Consider the following 13,148-nt stretch of genomic DNA (forward strand, 5'->3'; position numbering starts at 1 on the left):
CGCCCGCAAACCCCGTCCAGACCATGCCCGCCGTCGTGCTCACGCCCCCCGTCCGTGCCGACACGACGCTCGACGCGCCGACGGCGCGCGCCGTGCACGCCTTTCTGGCACGGGTCGCGCCCCGTCACCCGCTGCAGGCCGCGTGGGTGTACGGCAGCCGGGCACGGGGCGATCACCGTCCCGACAGCGACGTGGACGTGGCGCTGCTGCTGCCGCGTCAGCCGCGCCGCGCGCCGGTGGCGCTCGATCTGGCCGATGCCGCGTTCGACGTCCTGCTGGAGCACGGGGTGCGCATCTCGCCGCTGCCCGTGTGGCAGGATGAGTGGCTGCAGCCGCAGCGCCACCCCAACCCGGCGCTGCTGAAGCGCATCGCCGACGAAGGCCGCGCGGTCTGGCCCCTCGAACCATGAACGCCGCCGCCCTGCTGGCCAAGTCCGAGGTGGCGGCGGCTTCGGCGCAAGCCCTGCTGGAACGCGGCGATGCCGACGGCGCCGTCAACCGCGCCTACGATGCGATGTTCGATGCCGCGCGCGCGATCCTGACGGCGGCCTTGGGAGAGATGGAAGCGGGGGCCGCGGCACGCACCCACAGCGGCCTGATCGCCGCATTCGGCCTGCATATCGTCAAACCAGGCCGCATGCCGCGCGAGTACGGACGCCAGCTCAACCGCGCGCTGGAACTGCGCCAGCTGGCGGACTACACCGGGGAATCGATCGACATGGCCGAGGCCGCGGAGCTGGTGCAGCAGGCACGGCGCTTCGTGCAGGCGGTGCGACAGGCCGTGCCGAAAACGGACGAGGTCTGAATCCGAGCCGCCAAAGCCGAGACCCCGCCGCGTGCCGTCACGGCATCCGCGCGATGACCTCGGCCACCGCCGCGGTCAGGCGGCGGGCGTAGGGCACGTGCAGGAACTCGTTCGGGCCGTGGGCGTTGCTCTGCGGCCCGAGCACGCCGCAGACCATCATCTGCGCGCGCGGGAAGCCTGCGCTCAGCATGTTCATCAGCGGGATCGTGCCGCCCTGGCCGAGCATGGCGCAGGGCGCGCCGAAGTGCGCCTGGCTGGCGGCCTGCAGGGCCTGCTCGAACCACGGGGCGCTGGCCGGCGCGTTCCAGCCGTTGGCGGCGCCTTCCGGCTCGAAGGTCACGCGCGCCTGGTAGGGGGCGTTGTCCTCCAGCAGCGCTTTCAGGCGCTGCGCGGCCTGCCCCGCGTCCACCAGCGGCGGCAGGCGCAGGCTGAGCTTGAACGCGGTGTAGGGACGCAGCACGTTGCCGGCGTCGCGCAGCGGCGGCAGCCCCTCGGCGCCGGTCACCGACAGCGTCGGGCGCCAGGTGCGGTTCAGCAGCGCCTCCACCGGGTCGGTCGTGACCGGCAGCGCCACCGCCGTGCTGCCGCCGCAGTCGTGGTGCGCCCACGGAAAGCGCCGCCAGACCGCCTCGCCCAGGATCGCCGCGGTGGCGCGCGCCTGCTCGATGCGCTCAGCCGGGATCTCGCAGTGAAAGAAGCCCGGCAGCAGGCGGCCGGTGGCGCTGTCCTCCAGCCGCTCCAGCACATGGCGCAGGATGCGGAACGACGACGGCACCACGCCCGAGGCGTCGCCGGAGTGCACGCCCTCGGTCAGGATGTCCACGCGCAGCACGCCGCTGACCATGCCGCGCAGGCTGGTGGTCAGCCACAGCTGGTCGTAGTTGCCGGCGCCGCTGTCCAAGCACACCACCAGCCCGACGTCGCCCAGGCGCGCGCGCAACGCCTCGAGCGTGGCCGGCAGATCGGGTGAGCCGCTTTCCTCGCCGGTTTCGATCAGGCCGACGATGCGCGGGTGCGAGCGGCCGGCGGCCTGCAGCGCCTCGATGGCGGCGAGTGCCGCATAGACCGCGTAGCCGTCGTCGGCGCCGCCGCGGCCGTAGAGGCGGTCGTCGATCAGGCGCGGCGTCCACGGGCCGAGCCCATTGCGCCAGCCGGAAAACTCCGGCTGCTTGTCCAGGTGGCCGTAAATCAGCACCGTCTGGCCGCTCCCCGGCGCGGGCGTGCCGTCGGCGCCGGCGCGCGCGGCCACCTCGAACAGCAGCACCGGCGTGCGCGGCGTGCCGTCCGGGCGGCGCAGGCGCACGATCTCCAACGTCAAGCCTTCCACCGGCTGGCGCGCCACCCATTCGGCGGCGTCGCGCAGCACCGCCTCCAGGTGGCCATGCGCGGCCCAGTCGGGGTCGAACATCGGCGACTTGGCCGGGATCTCGATGTAGCGCTTGAGCGCCGGCAGGATGTCGCGCTGCCAGCGCTCGTCCACGCGGGCGCGGGTGGCGTGCGGGTCGAGCACGGGCTGGGCGGGGTCGGGCAGGCGGGCGTTCATGATGGATGCATCAAACGCAAGGGGGTGCGACAACAGGTTCAACCCGCGGGTTGGGCTGGCGCCGCGGCGGGCGGGTCGGCCGGCTCCAGCGGCGCGGGCCGGCCGAAATGGTAGCCCTGGAACAGCCGGCAGCCCATCGCGCGCAGCACTTCGTATTGACCAACCGTCTCCACGCCCTCGGCCACCACCTCCATCTCCAGGCTCTGCGCCAGCTGCAGGATGGTGCGGGCGATCGCCGCGTCGTTGGGGTCGCTCAGCAGGTCGCGCACAAAGCTGCGGTCGATCTTGAGCTGCGTCAGCGGCAGGCGCTTGAGGTAGGCAAGCGACGAGTAGCCGGTGCCGAAGTCGTCCAGCGCGAACTGGATGCCGAGGCTGGCGAGCGCCTCCATCTTCGCGATGGTGTCCTCCACGTCGTGCAGCAGCAGGCTTTCGGTCAGCTCCAGCTTCAGCCGGCGCGGGTCGGCGCCGGCATCCGCCAGCGCGGCCTGCACGCTGGCCACGAAGTCCGGCTGGCGCAGCTGGCGCGCGCTCAGGTTGACCGCCAGCGTCCAGCCGGCGCGCGCCGGGTCGGCGGCCCAGCGCGCCAGCACGCGGCAGGCCTCGCGCAGCACCCATTGGCCGATCGGCAGGATCAGCCCGGTCTGCTCCGCCACCGGGATGAACTCCGCCGGCGGCACCATGCCGCGCACCGGGTGGCGCCAACGCAGCAAGGCCTCTTGCCCGCAAGTCTGCGCTTGAGCATCGACGATGGGCTGGCCAAACAGCGCCAGCTCGCCGTCGCGCAGGCCATGGCGCAGCTCGCGCTGCAGCGTGGCGCGCTGCACAACGCGCGCCTGCATGGCGGGGTCGAAAAAGCGCACCGCGTTGCGCCCAGCCGCCTTGGAGTGATACATCGCCAAGTCGGCGCGGCCCAAAATCTCTTCGATCTTGTCGGCTTGCCCGCGAAACAGCGTGATGCCGATGCTGGGCGTGGCCTGCAGATCGTGCCCGCCGATGACGGCAGGCCGCTCCAGCGCCTGGCGCAGCTTTTCAGCGACCTGTTGGGCGCGCCAGGCCGCTTGCTCTTCGTCGGCGTGCAAATCCTCCAACAGCACCACAAACTCATCGCCGCCGAGCCGTCCAACGGTATCGTCGGCGCGCACCGCCTCGCGCAAGCGCTGCGCCATCTCGCGCAGCAACGCATCGCCGGCGGCGTGGCCAAACGCGTCGTTGATGTCCTTGAAATCGTCCAGGTCGATGAAGCACAAGGCGGCCCAGCGCCCGCTGCGCGCGCTGCTGGCCTGCGCTTGCAGCAGGCGATCCTGGAAGGCTCGGCGGTTGCACAACCCAGTCAGCCCATCGTAAAAAGCCAGTCGTTGAATGGTGGCCTCGGCCTCTTTGCGCGCGGTGATGTCACGTCCGATGCCGCGGTAGCCCCGAAACACCCCCTGCGCGTCATACACCGGCTCGCCGCTGAGCGCAAACCAGTGGCTGCGCCCGTTGGGCAGGATGCGCTGCACTTCAAAATGCTGAAACGGCTCGCGCCGCCGAACCGCTTGCAGCAACGCGTTCCAATCCTCGGGGCGAGGACGGTTCAGCGCCGCCACCTCCCAAGGCCGCCGCCCGAGGAACAGCGGCGCGATATCGTGCTCGCGCACCACCCGCCCTTCCATGCGGGTGTAGCGGCCCTCCTCATCCCATTCCCAGAACCAGTCGGCTGACAGCTCGGTCAAGCTGCGCAGGCGGGCTTCGCTTTCACGCAGCGCGGCCAGCGTCTGCGCGTGGCGCGTAACGTCGGTATAGATGCGCACCCAACCGCCGCCCGGCAAGGCAATGGTCGAGCCTTGCAGCGTGCGCCCGCTGGCGGTGGTGTAGCTGTAAACGTGCGGCTCGCCGCTGGCCTGCGTGGCGCGCAGATGGTGCCATACCCGCTCGATCAGGCGCTCAGGCTGGCCTTTGAGGTCGCCGCGCTCAACCTGCCAACGCACCACTTCGTCGATGAGCGGCGCGCGCGCCATCAGGTCTTCGGGCAGCTCCAGCAACGTCAGCGCGCTGCGGTTGTAGCCGACCACATGCCCGCACCCATCGAGCACCACCAGCGCGTGTTGCAGATGATCGAGCAGCTCCGCCAGCGACAACCGGCCCGAGCGCGCGGCCTCATCGGCCGCCACACTGGCCAAACCTGGCAAAACGGAAGGAATGAGAGGAGCGCCCATCGGTTCGGCGGCTGAATCCACCGCACTAGTCTAAACAAGCCGCCGCCGCGCTCCGCAGCCGGGACAACCCTGAGGTGTCGCGCCTGCGCCGCCCGCTCTGCCTTTTTCAGCCGCGGGCGGACTCGGCCAGCCGGAACCGCGCCACCGCTTGCAGCAGGTCTTGCGCCTGCTGCCGCAAGCTCTCCGCCGCCGCCGTCATCTGCTCCACCAGCGCCGCATTCTGCTGCGTGGCTTGATCCAGCTGCCCCACCGCCGTGTTGACCTCGCTTAAGCTCTGGCTCTGCTCGCTGGCCGCCGCCGTCACCTCCCCGATCACCCCCACCACCCGCTCGATGGCCCGCACAATCTCGCCCATCGTCTGCCCAGCTTGCTGCACCTCCTGCCCCCCAGCCTTGACCCGCGCCACGCTTTGCTCAATCAGCTCCTTGATCTCCTTGGCCGCCTGCGCACTCCTCTGCGCCAGCGCCCGCACCTCCGCAGCCACCACCGCAAAGCCACGCCCCGCCTCGCCTGCGCGCGCCGCCTCCACCGCCGCATTCAGCGCCAAGATGTTGGTCTGAAACGCTATCCCATCAATCACGCCAATGATGTCGGCCATCTTCTGGCTGGCTTGCTCGATGCTGCCCATGGTGGCCACCACTTGCCCCACGCGCTGCCCGCCTTGCTGCGCCGCCGCCGCCGCTTGCTGCGCCAGCTCGCTGGCCGTGCGCGCCGCTTGCGCACTGTGACGCACGCCTTCGGTGAGATGCTGCACGCTGGCCGCCGTCTGCTGCAGGCTGGCCGCCGCGCTTTCCGTGCGCGCCGACAAATCCCGGTTGCCTTGCGCAATTTCTTGCGCCGCCGCCGTGACTTGCTCCGAGCCTTGCCGAATCTGGCGAATGGTCTGCGCCAGCCGCTCTTCCATGTCGCGCACCGCCCGCACCACGCTGCCCGGCGCCAGCTCGTGACCACGCCAGTCCGCCCCGCTCAAGTCCCCTTCGGCCACCCGCGTGACGTGCCGCGCCACTTCGTGCGGGTCATCGCCCAGCGGACCCAGCACCGAGCGCTTCAGCTCCCAGCCCATCGCCCCCAGCACCAGCAGCAGCGCCACCAAGCCCAGCCCCGCCCCCAGCCACGCATCGCGCCGCAGCGGCGCCACCACCTCCGCCTTGGGCACCACACTGACCACCGCCCAGCTCTGCCCCGTCTGCGCCACCTCCAGCGACTCCACCGCATACAGCTGGCCCCCAACCTCCCACACCCCATCGCGACCCTGCCGCACCGCCTCCACCACCTCCTGCGGATAACCTGCCTGCTGCAGCGTCTGACCATTGCGCTCCGCTTGCGGGTGAGCAACGATGGCGGCTTGGTCTGACACCAGCATCATGTGGCCGCTGTCATACAGGCGTTGCCGCGCCACGCGGTCGGACAGGGTATCCAACGGCACATCGACGGTGGTCAAACCCAAAAAACGCTCGCCCTCCAGAATCGGCTGGCTGATCGTGACCATCAGCACATCCTTGCCCTCGACAGGGTATGGGTAGGGCTCGCTGATGACCTGGCGCTTTTTTTGCCGCGGCACCACATACCAATCCCCCGCGCCAGGTTTTTCGTAATCGATCAGTTTTTCGCTGCCGATTTTGCTGCCGCTGCGAAACCACCATGGAATCAGGCGCCCGGTTTCGTCGTGCAGGGCGTCGGCGTTGACAAATTCGGCGTCCTTGCCATCAAAAGCGTTGGGCTCCCAGGCCGTGGAAGCGCCAATGATCAGCGGGTTGCTGATCAGGCCGCCGCGCACGATGTCGTTGGCCACCTTGCGGTCGGCGTGCCCGCTGCGGCGCAGCTCATCCAGCGCCGAGGCCATCGCCGCGGCGGTGGCTGCCGCGCTCTCAAACAGCCGCTGCGCCTCGCGCGCATATTGCTGCGTCTGCAATTGCAGACTGGCCTTGCGGTCGGCCAGCATCGTGGCTTGCTGGCTCCACAAGCGCACCCCGAGCAGCGCCACCACGACTGCGGCAATCACCGCCCCCAAGCGGAACAGCACGCGCCACTCGAAACTCCATCGCACTTGCGCCATGGCCAGTTCCCTCCTACGTCCTGCGTCAACCAACGGGATCGCACTGGGCAGCGGGCACGCCTTGGCGGGGCCGCGGGCGGGACACCGCCACCGCTTAAGGCCTTCAGCCCCGGTTGCAAGCCGGCCCGAGGCCAGTTTGAGACGATGCTATATCAAGTCAGTGACACGCCAAGCGCCTTGGGTCAGGCTGCCACGGCGCAAACGGTTCCGATTAAAACGTCTCCCAATCGCCTTCGTCGGCCCCGGAACGGGCCGAAGCTGCGCCGGGGCCGCTCGGCGCCGGCGAAGAGGTCGTTGTCGGCCCAGAGCCAGAGCCGCGCGGGGATGACGCTGCTGCAGGCTTGGGCAAGGTTGGCTCTCGGCGGGACGGCGTCGGCAGCGGCTTGGGCGCGGCGGCTGGCTTGCGCACAACGCCGCGCGGCAGACTGGGCCGCACGGCAGACGCTGGGGCGCCGGCCGGTACCGGCAGCTGCTCACCGGTGCGAAATTGCGCCACCACCCGCAGCAGCTCGTCGGCCTGCTGGCGCAGGCTGTCGGCTGCTGCCGTCGCCTGCTCCACCAGGGCAGCGTTTTGCTGCGTGGTTTGATCCAGCTGCGCCACCGCCGCGTTGACCTGCACGATGCTGTCGCTCTGCTCGGTGGTGGCGGCGGTCACTTCCCCGATCATGTCGGCGACGCGCTGGATCGCTTGCACGATCTCCTCCACCGTGCGGCCAGCGGCGTCCACCTGCTGGCTGCCTTGTTGCACGCGCGCCACGCTTTCTTCGATCAGCGCCTTGATTTCCTTGGCGGCCTGGGCGCTGCGTTGCGCCAGCGCGCGCACTTCGCCGGCCACCACCGCAAAGCCGCGGCCCGCCTCGCCGGCGCGCGCGGCCTCCACCGCGGCGTTGAGCGCAAGGATATTCGTCTGAAACGCGATGCCGTCGATGACCTGGATGATGTCGGCGATCTTTTGGCTGCTGCTTTCGATGCCTTGCATGGTGCCGATCACCTCGCGCACCGCCGCGCCGCCGCGCTGGGCGGCGTCGGACGCCTGCTGCGCCACTTGATTGGCGGTGCGGGCGGCTTCGGCACTGTGCCGCACGGCGTCGGTCAGCTGCTGCATGCTGGCCGAGGTCTGCTCCAAGCTGGCGGCGGCGCTTTCCGTGCGCGCCGACAAATCCTGATTGCCTTGCGCGATCTGCACCGCCGCGGTGGCCACGCTGTCGGCCGAGCCGCGGATGCGGCCCACGGCCTGGCGCAACGCGCTCTGCATCGCCTCCAGCGCGCGCAGCAGCTCGCCGACCTCGTCGCCGCGGCCGGTGTGCAGTCGCTGCGTCAGGTCACCCTGGGCGATGGCCCCGGCCACCGTCACCGCTTCGCGCAGCGGGCGGGTGATGCCGCGCGTGAGCGACACCGCCACCAGCGTGCCCACCACCAGGGCCAGCGCGGTGATGATGAGTTCCAGCTTTTCGCCCAGCTCAGCGGCCTCGCGCGCTTCGTCGATGACGGTGTTGGCTTCGGCCACCAGCGCATCGGCCAGCTCCTGCTGGGCTTTCAGGTAAGCTTCCGCCGCCGGCTCGTAGCGCGAGGCCGTCAGCGCCCGCGCGCGCTCCATGTCGCCGGCACGCACCGCGGCCATCACCTCGTCGCGCGCGGCGATCTGCGCGGCGCGCAATTGACGCACGCGTTCAAACGCCGCGACCTGGCCGCTGATTTGAATCCGCTCAGCCAGCTGCTTTTCAAGCTGGCTCACCAGTTCGCTGGTGCCGGCGATCTGCTGTTGAAAGTGGTTCAGCAGCTCGGGGTTGTCGCCAAAGCGGGCCACCGCCTGGGTGCGGGTGACTTGCAGCCGGGTCAACGCCGGCCATTTTTCGGCGATGCGCGCCAGCTCCGTCAGCGCATCGGACCGCCGCACGTGCTCATCCACATGCCGCGCCGACCATACCGCGGTGCCCAGCACCACCAGCAGCGCCAGCATCATGAAGCCAAAGCCCAGGCTCAATCGGATGCCAATTTTCCAGTCGCGTATCGCCATCGGGGTGCTCCTCGTTGGGTCTCAATGGGTCAGGCGGGGGCGCGGCAGCGCCGCCGGATGGGTGGGGACGGCGTCCGTCGCGTCGAGGGCTGGCCTTGGCTGGGACAACCCGCCGCTCGAGTCCGAGGGCAGGCGAAACACCGCCACGGTTTGGGCCAAACGCTCCGCCTGCGCTCGCAGGTCCGAGGCGGTCTCGGTGCTGCGCGCCACGAGCGCCGTGTTCTGCTGCGTCATCTGATCGACTTCGGCCACGGCGTCGTTGATCTGCGCCAAGCCCTGCGCCTGCTGTTGCGTGGCCGCGCTAATTTCGCGGATGAAGGCCGAGACCTGCTCGGCGTTGGCGACGATGTCGCCAATGGTCGCCCCCGCAGCGTGAACTTGGGCGGTGCCAGCGCCGACCTGGGCCACGCTGGCTTCGATCAGCGTTTTGATTTCCTTGGCCGCCTGAGCGCTTCGTTGCGCCAGCTGGCGCACCTCGCCAGCCACCACCGCAAAGCCCCGGCCCGCCTCACCGGCGCGCGCCGCTTCCACCGCGGCGTTGAGCGCAAGGATGTTCGTCTGAAACGCGATGCCGTCGATGACGCCAATGATGTCGGCGATCTTGCGGCTGGCGGCCTGAATGCCCTCCATGGTGGCCACCACCTGCCCAACCGCTTGGCCGCCGCGCTCGGCCACCTCAGCGTTGCGCCGCGCCAGGTCAATGGCGGCCTGCGCCGCTTCGCTGCTGGCGGCGACGTGGCGCGTCAGGTCATCGATGCGGGTCACGCTTTGGCGCAGATGCTCGGCGGTCTGCTCGGTGCGCTGCGCCAGGTCTTGGCTGCCGCCGGCCACCGAGGCCGCGGCGGCGCGCAGACCCTCGGCGCTGGCGCGCACCTCGCCAACAGTGTGCGCCAAGGCGGCCTGCATGTCGGCCAGGCTGCGCATCAGCGCGGCCAGCTCGTCACGGCCCTGCGTGTCTGCGGGGGTGGTGAGGTCGCCGCGCGCAATGGCCTGAGCCAGCGCCTGCGCTTGCTGCACCGGGCGCACGATGCTGCGCAAATTCATCCAGGTGGTGGGGGCCACGATGGCCATCGCCACCACCAGCGCCGCCGCCAGCGCCCACAGCGCCTGCGCCCGGATCTGCTCGCCATGCTCGGTGAGCTGAATCATCTGCTGCGCAAACGCCTCGTTGCCGCCGTCGCCGGCGGCGATCCACGCCAGGGTCAACGCCTCGTGCTGCGCGATCTGCATATGGTGCACCGCCCACACGCCCACGCCGGCCAACGCCGACAGCAGCGCCAGCACCACCGCAATCGCCCCCAGCATGCGCGCCCGCACGCTAAAGGCGCGCATCCAGTCCAGTCCACCCATGCCAGACCCCCTGGGGCGGCGCGCGCCCCGCGCCGGTTCAAACCTCGATGAGGCCCATGTCGGGCGCCGACATCAGCGCTTCAATGTCCATCAGGATCAGCATGCGCTCGCCGACGCTGGCAATCCCGGTGATGAAAGCGGTATCGACGGTGCTGGAGGCCATTTCGGGCGCCGGGCGGATTTGGTCGCGCGGCAGCTCCAGCACGTCAGAGACCGAATCGACCACCGCGCCGACCACACGCCCTTTGACGTTGAGCACGATGACCACCGTCAGCCCGTTGTATTCCGCTTGGGCGCAGCCCAGCTTGAGGCGCAGATCGACCACCGGCACGATGACGCCGCGCAGGTTGACCACGCCCAGCATGTGCGCCGGCGCATTGGCGATGCGGGTGGGAGGTTCGAAGGAGCGGATTTCCTGCACGCGCAGGATGTCGATGCCGTATTCCTCAGCGCCCAGGCGAAAGGTGAGGTATTCCGCGCTGGCGCGCGCGGCCTGGGCATGGGGTTCGTGAGCGGCGGTTGCGGTCATGCTCGGACTCCTCGTCATCGGCGTGAGTGCCAAGTATCCGCCAAAACGGTGACAGGGGTGCAACCTCGCCGCGGGGCCTTCGGGTGCGTTTTGATGAACATCAAGAGCGCGCCTCAGTGCCCGCTGAAGCTGACCAAGGTGTAGAGGGACAGCCCGGCCTCGCGCAGGCGCTGCTCGCCGCCCAGCTCCGGCAGCGTGACGATGGCCGCGCCCTCCATCACCGTGGCGCCGAGCTTTTCCAGCAGCTTCTTGCCGGCCATCATCGTGCCGCCGGTGGCGATCAGGTCGTCGATCAGCAGCACGCGGTCGCCGGGCTTGACCGCGTCGGTGTGCAGCTCGACGGTGGCGCTGCCGTACTCCAGCTCGTAAGTCTCCTCCACCGTGGTGAACGGCAGCTTGCCCTTCTTGCGGATCGGCACGAAGCCGACGCCGAGCTCGTAGGCCACCACCGAGCCGATGATGAAGCCGCGCGCGTCCAACCCCGCCACCACGTCCGGGCGCAGCGCGCGGTCCATGTAGCGGTGCACGAAGGCGTCGATCAGCACGCGAAAGACCTTGGGATCCTGCAGCAGCGGCGTGATGTCGCGGAACTGCACGCCCGGCGCGGGCCAGTCGGGCACGGTGCGGATGTGCGAGCGGAGGTAAGCGGCGGTGTCCATGGCGTGCGCGATTATCCCGCCAGCAGCCGGCTTTCGGCCAGCGCCAGCGCCTCCGGCACGCCATAGAGCACCACCGCGTCGCCGCCCTGCAGCATCAGGTCATCGGCGGGTTGGGCGCGGCGGCCGTCGGCGCGGCGCACGTCCATCACCTGCACGCCCACCGCGTGCAGCGCCAGATCGCCCAGCCGTGCGCCGACCGTGGGGCCGCCCGGCGGCAGCACCACCGTGGCCAGACGCGCCTGCGCCTGCTCGTCGAGGTCGTCGTCAGCGCCGTGGAAGTAGCCGCGCAGCAGCTGGTAGCGCGCCGCGCGCTGCTCCTGCACCAGCCGCACCACGCGCCGCAGCGGCACGCCCACCAGCGCCAGCGCGTGGCTGGCCAGCATCAGGCTGGCTTCGATGGCCTCCGGCACCACCTCGGCGGCACCGGCGGCCTGCAGCCGGGCCAGATCCGTGTCATCCACCGTGCGCACCACCACCGGCACGTGCGGCGCGTGCTCGCGCACGTGGTGCAACACCTTCAGCGCGCTGGGCGTATCCAGGTAGGTGACCGCCACCGCGCTGGCGCGCGCCAGCCCGGCGGCCATCAGCGCCTGCAGCCGCGCCGCATCGCCGAACACCACCGAGTGGCCGGCCGCGGCGGCTTGGCGCACGCGGTCGGGGTCGAGGTCCAGCGCCATGTAGGGGATGCCCTCGGTCTCCAGCATGCGCGCCAGGTTCTGCCCGCAGCGGCCGTAGCCGCAGATGATGACGTGCTTGTCGGCGGCCATCGCCTTGCGCGCGATCTGCGTCATCTGCACCGACTGCAGCAGCCAGTCGCTGCCGACCAGGCGCGTGACGATCGCGTTGCTGTGCTGGATCACCAGCGGCGTCAGCAACATCGACAGGATCATCGACGCCAGCGTCGGGTTGAACAGCGCCGGCGGCACCAGCCCGTGCTGGTTGGCCAGCTGCAGCAGCACCAGCCCGAACTCGCCGGCCTGCATCAGGTACAGCCCAGTGCGCAGCGCCGTGCCGGGGCTGGCGCCGAACGCGCGCGCCAGCAGCGCGATCAGCGCCGTCTTGAACGCCAGCGACAGCACCAGCAGCAGCAACACCAGCGGCCAGCGCTCCAGCACGATGCGCCAGTCCAGCATCATGCCGATGGTGATGAAGAACAGCCCGAGCAGCACGTCGTGGAACGGTCGGATGTCGGTCTCGACCTGATGGCGGTACTCGGTCTCGGCGATCAGCATGCCGGCCACGAACGCGCCCAGCGCCAGCGACAGCCCGGCATGCTCGGTCAGCCACGCCAGCCCCAGCGTCACCAGCAGCAGGTTCAGCATGAACAGCTCCTGGCTCTTGCGCCGCGCCACCAGGGTCAGCCACCAGCGCATCAGCCGCTGCCCGCCGGTCAGCAGCAGCGCCAGCAGCGCCGCCGCCTTTAGCAGCGCCAGCAGCAGCGCCCAGGCCAGCTCCTCGCCCGGCGCGCCCAGCGCCGGAATCAGCACCAGCAGCGGCACCACCGCCAAGTCCTGGAACAGCAGGATGCCGACGATGCGCTGGCCGTGCTCGGTCTCCAGCTCCAGCCGGTCGGCCATCAGCTTCATCACGATGGCGGTGCTGCTCATCGCCATCACGCCGCCCATCGCCACCGCCATCGGCCACTGCAGGCCCCACCAGCCGGGCAGCAGCCAGCCCAGCGCGAGCGAGGCCAGCGTCGTCAGCAGCACCGTCAGGCTCACCTGCGCCGTGCCGAGCCCGAAGACGAAGCGCTTCATCGCGCGCAGCTTCGGCAGGCTGAACTCCAGCCCGATCGCGAACATCAGGAACACGACGCCGAACTCCGCCAGATAGCGCAGCCCGGCGGAGTTCTGCGCCAGCGCCAGCGCATGCGGCCCGATCAGCACCCCCACCGCCAGGTAGCCGATCAGCGGCGGCAGCTTCAGCAGCCGGCACCCCACCACGCCCAGCACGGCGGCGAGCAGGAACAGCAGGGCGAGGTCGAGGGCGTTCAC

10 protein-coding genes are annotated in these 13,148 nt (G+C 70.2%); 2 read left to right on the top strand and 8 right to left on the bottom strand.

Annotated features, from left to right (window positions below; genetic code table 11):
- Positions 1-23 precede the first annotated feature (23 nt).
- Positions 24-410: a nucleotidyltransferase domain-containing protein gene (locus Talka_RS02740; RefSeq protein WP_143889583.1), complete on the top strand. Its 387-nt coding sequence runs from the start codon at positions 24-26 to the stop codon at positions 408-410.
- Positions 407-805, top strand: coding sequence for a HEPN domain-containing protein (locus Talka_RS02745; RefSeq protein WP_143889584.1), 399 nt, complete (start codon positions 407-409; stop codon positions 803-805). Before Talka_RS02740 ends, Talka_RS02745 begins: the two co-directional genes overlap by 4 nt.
- A gap of 37 nt (positions 806-842) precedes the next feature.
- Here the strand turns inward: Talka_RS02745 and Talka_RS02750 are convergent, their stop codons facing one another.
- From Talka_RS02750 to Talka_RS02785, 8 genes are all read right to left on the bottom strand, one after another.
- The gene (locus Talka_RS02750; RefSeq protein WP_143889585.1) at positions 843-2,348 is read right to left on the bottom strand and encodes a M20/M25/M40 family metallo-hydrolase; all 1,506 of its coding nucleotides are present in this window, start codon (positions 2,346-2,348) and stop codon (positions 843-845) included.
- A 38-nt stretch (positions 2,349-2,386) separates the two neighbouring features.
- Positions 2,387-4,498, bottom strand: a complete 2,112-nt coding sequence (locus tag Talka_RS02755) for a putative bifunctional diguanylate cyclase/phosphodiesterase (protein WP_185970039.1) — start codon at positions 4,496-4,498, stop codon at positions 2,387-2,389.
- A gap of 151 nt (positions 4,499-4,649) precedes the next feature.
- Positions 4,650-6,599 (bottom strand): methyl-accepting chemotaxis protein, encoded by a 1,950-nt coding sequence (locus Talka_RS02760; RefSeq protein ID WP_143889587.1) that lies wholly within the window; start codon positions 6,597-6,599, stop codon positions 4,650-4,652.
- A 211-nt stretch (positions 6,600-6,810) separates the two neighbouring features.
- The gene (locus Talka_RS02765) at positions 6,811-8,616 is read right to left on the bottom strand and encodes a methyl-accepting chemotaxis protein (protein WP_143889588.1); all 1,806 of its coding nucleotides are present in this window, start codon (positions 8,614-8,616) and stop codon (positions 6,811-6,813) included.
- A gap of 21 nt (positions 8,617-8,637) precedes the next feature.
- Complete coding sequence (locus Talka_RS02770) at positions 8,638-9,948, bottom strand: methyl-accepting chemotaxis protein (protein WP_281289637.1); 1,311 nt, start codon at positions 9,946-9,948, stop codon at positions 8,638-8,640.
- Positions 9,949-10,003: 55 nt separating this feature from the next.
- Entirely contained in the window at positions 10,004-10,495 is a 492-nt protein-coding gene (locus Talka_RS02775) for a chemotaxis protein CheW (RefSeq protein ID WP_143889590.1), read from the bottom strand.
- A 113-nt stretch (positions 10,496-10,608) separates the two neighbouring features.
- Positions 10,609-11,154: an adenine phosphoribosyltransferase gene (locus tag Talka_RS02780; protein ID WP_143889591.1), complete on the bottom strand. Its 546-nt coding sequence runs from the start codon at positions 11,152-11,154 to the stop codon at positions 10,609-10,611.
- 11 nt (positions 11,155-11,165) lie between these two features.
- Complete coding sequence (locus tag Talka_RS02785) at positions 11,166-13,148, bottom strand: monovalent cation:proton antiporter family protein (RefSeq protein WP_143889592.1); 1,983 nt, start codon at positions 13,146-13,148, stop codon at positions 11,166-11,168.

The organism is Tepidimonas alkaliphilus, assembly GCF_007556595.1.
Classification (GTDB): Bacteria; Pseudomonadota; Gammaproteobacteria; order Burkholderiales; family Burkholderiaceae_C; genus Tepidimonas; species Tepidimonas alkaliphila.

Excerpts from the sequence above, each read along its gene's own strand:
- Talka_RS02750 (WP_143889585.1), bottom strand. The coding sequence starts at position 2,348 with ATGAACGCCCGCCTGCCCGACCCCGCCCAGCCCGTGCTCGACCCGCAC.
- Talka_RS02760 (WP_143889587.1), bottom strand. The coding sequence starts at position 6,599 with ATGGCGCAAGTGCGATGGAGTTTCGAGTGGCGCGTGCTGTTCCGCTTG.
- Talka_RS02775 (WP_143889590.1), bottom strand. The coding sequence starts at position 10,495 with ATGACCGCAACCGCCGCTCACGAACCCCATGCCCAGGCCGCGCGCGCC.
- Talka_RS02740 (WP_143889583.1), top strand. The coding sequence starts at position 24 with ATGCCCGCCGTCGTGCTCACGCCCCCCGTCCGTGCCGACACGACGCTC.
- Talka_RS02765 (WP_143889588.1), bottom strand. The coding sequence starts at position 8,616 with ATGGCGATACGCGACTGGAAAATTGGCATCCGATTGAGCCTGGGCTTT.
- Talka_RS02745 (WP_143889584.1), top strand. The coding sequence starts at position 407 with ATGAACGCCGCCGCCCTGCTGGCCAAGTCCGAGGTGGCGGCGGCTTCG.
- Talka_RS02780 (WP_143889591.1), bottom strand. The coding sequence starts at position 11,154 with ATGGACACCGCCGCTTACCTCCGCTCGCACATCCGCACCGTGCCCGAC.
- Talka_RS02770 (WP_281289637.1), bottom strand. The coding sequence starts at position 9,948 with ATGCGCGCCTTTAGCGTGCGGGCGCGCATGCTGGGGGCGATTGCGGTG.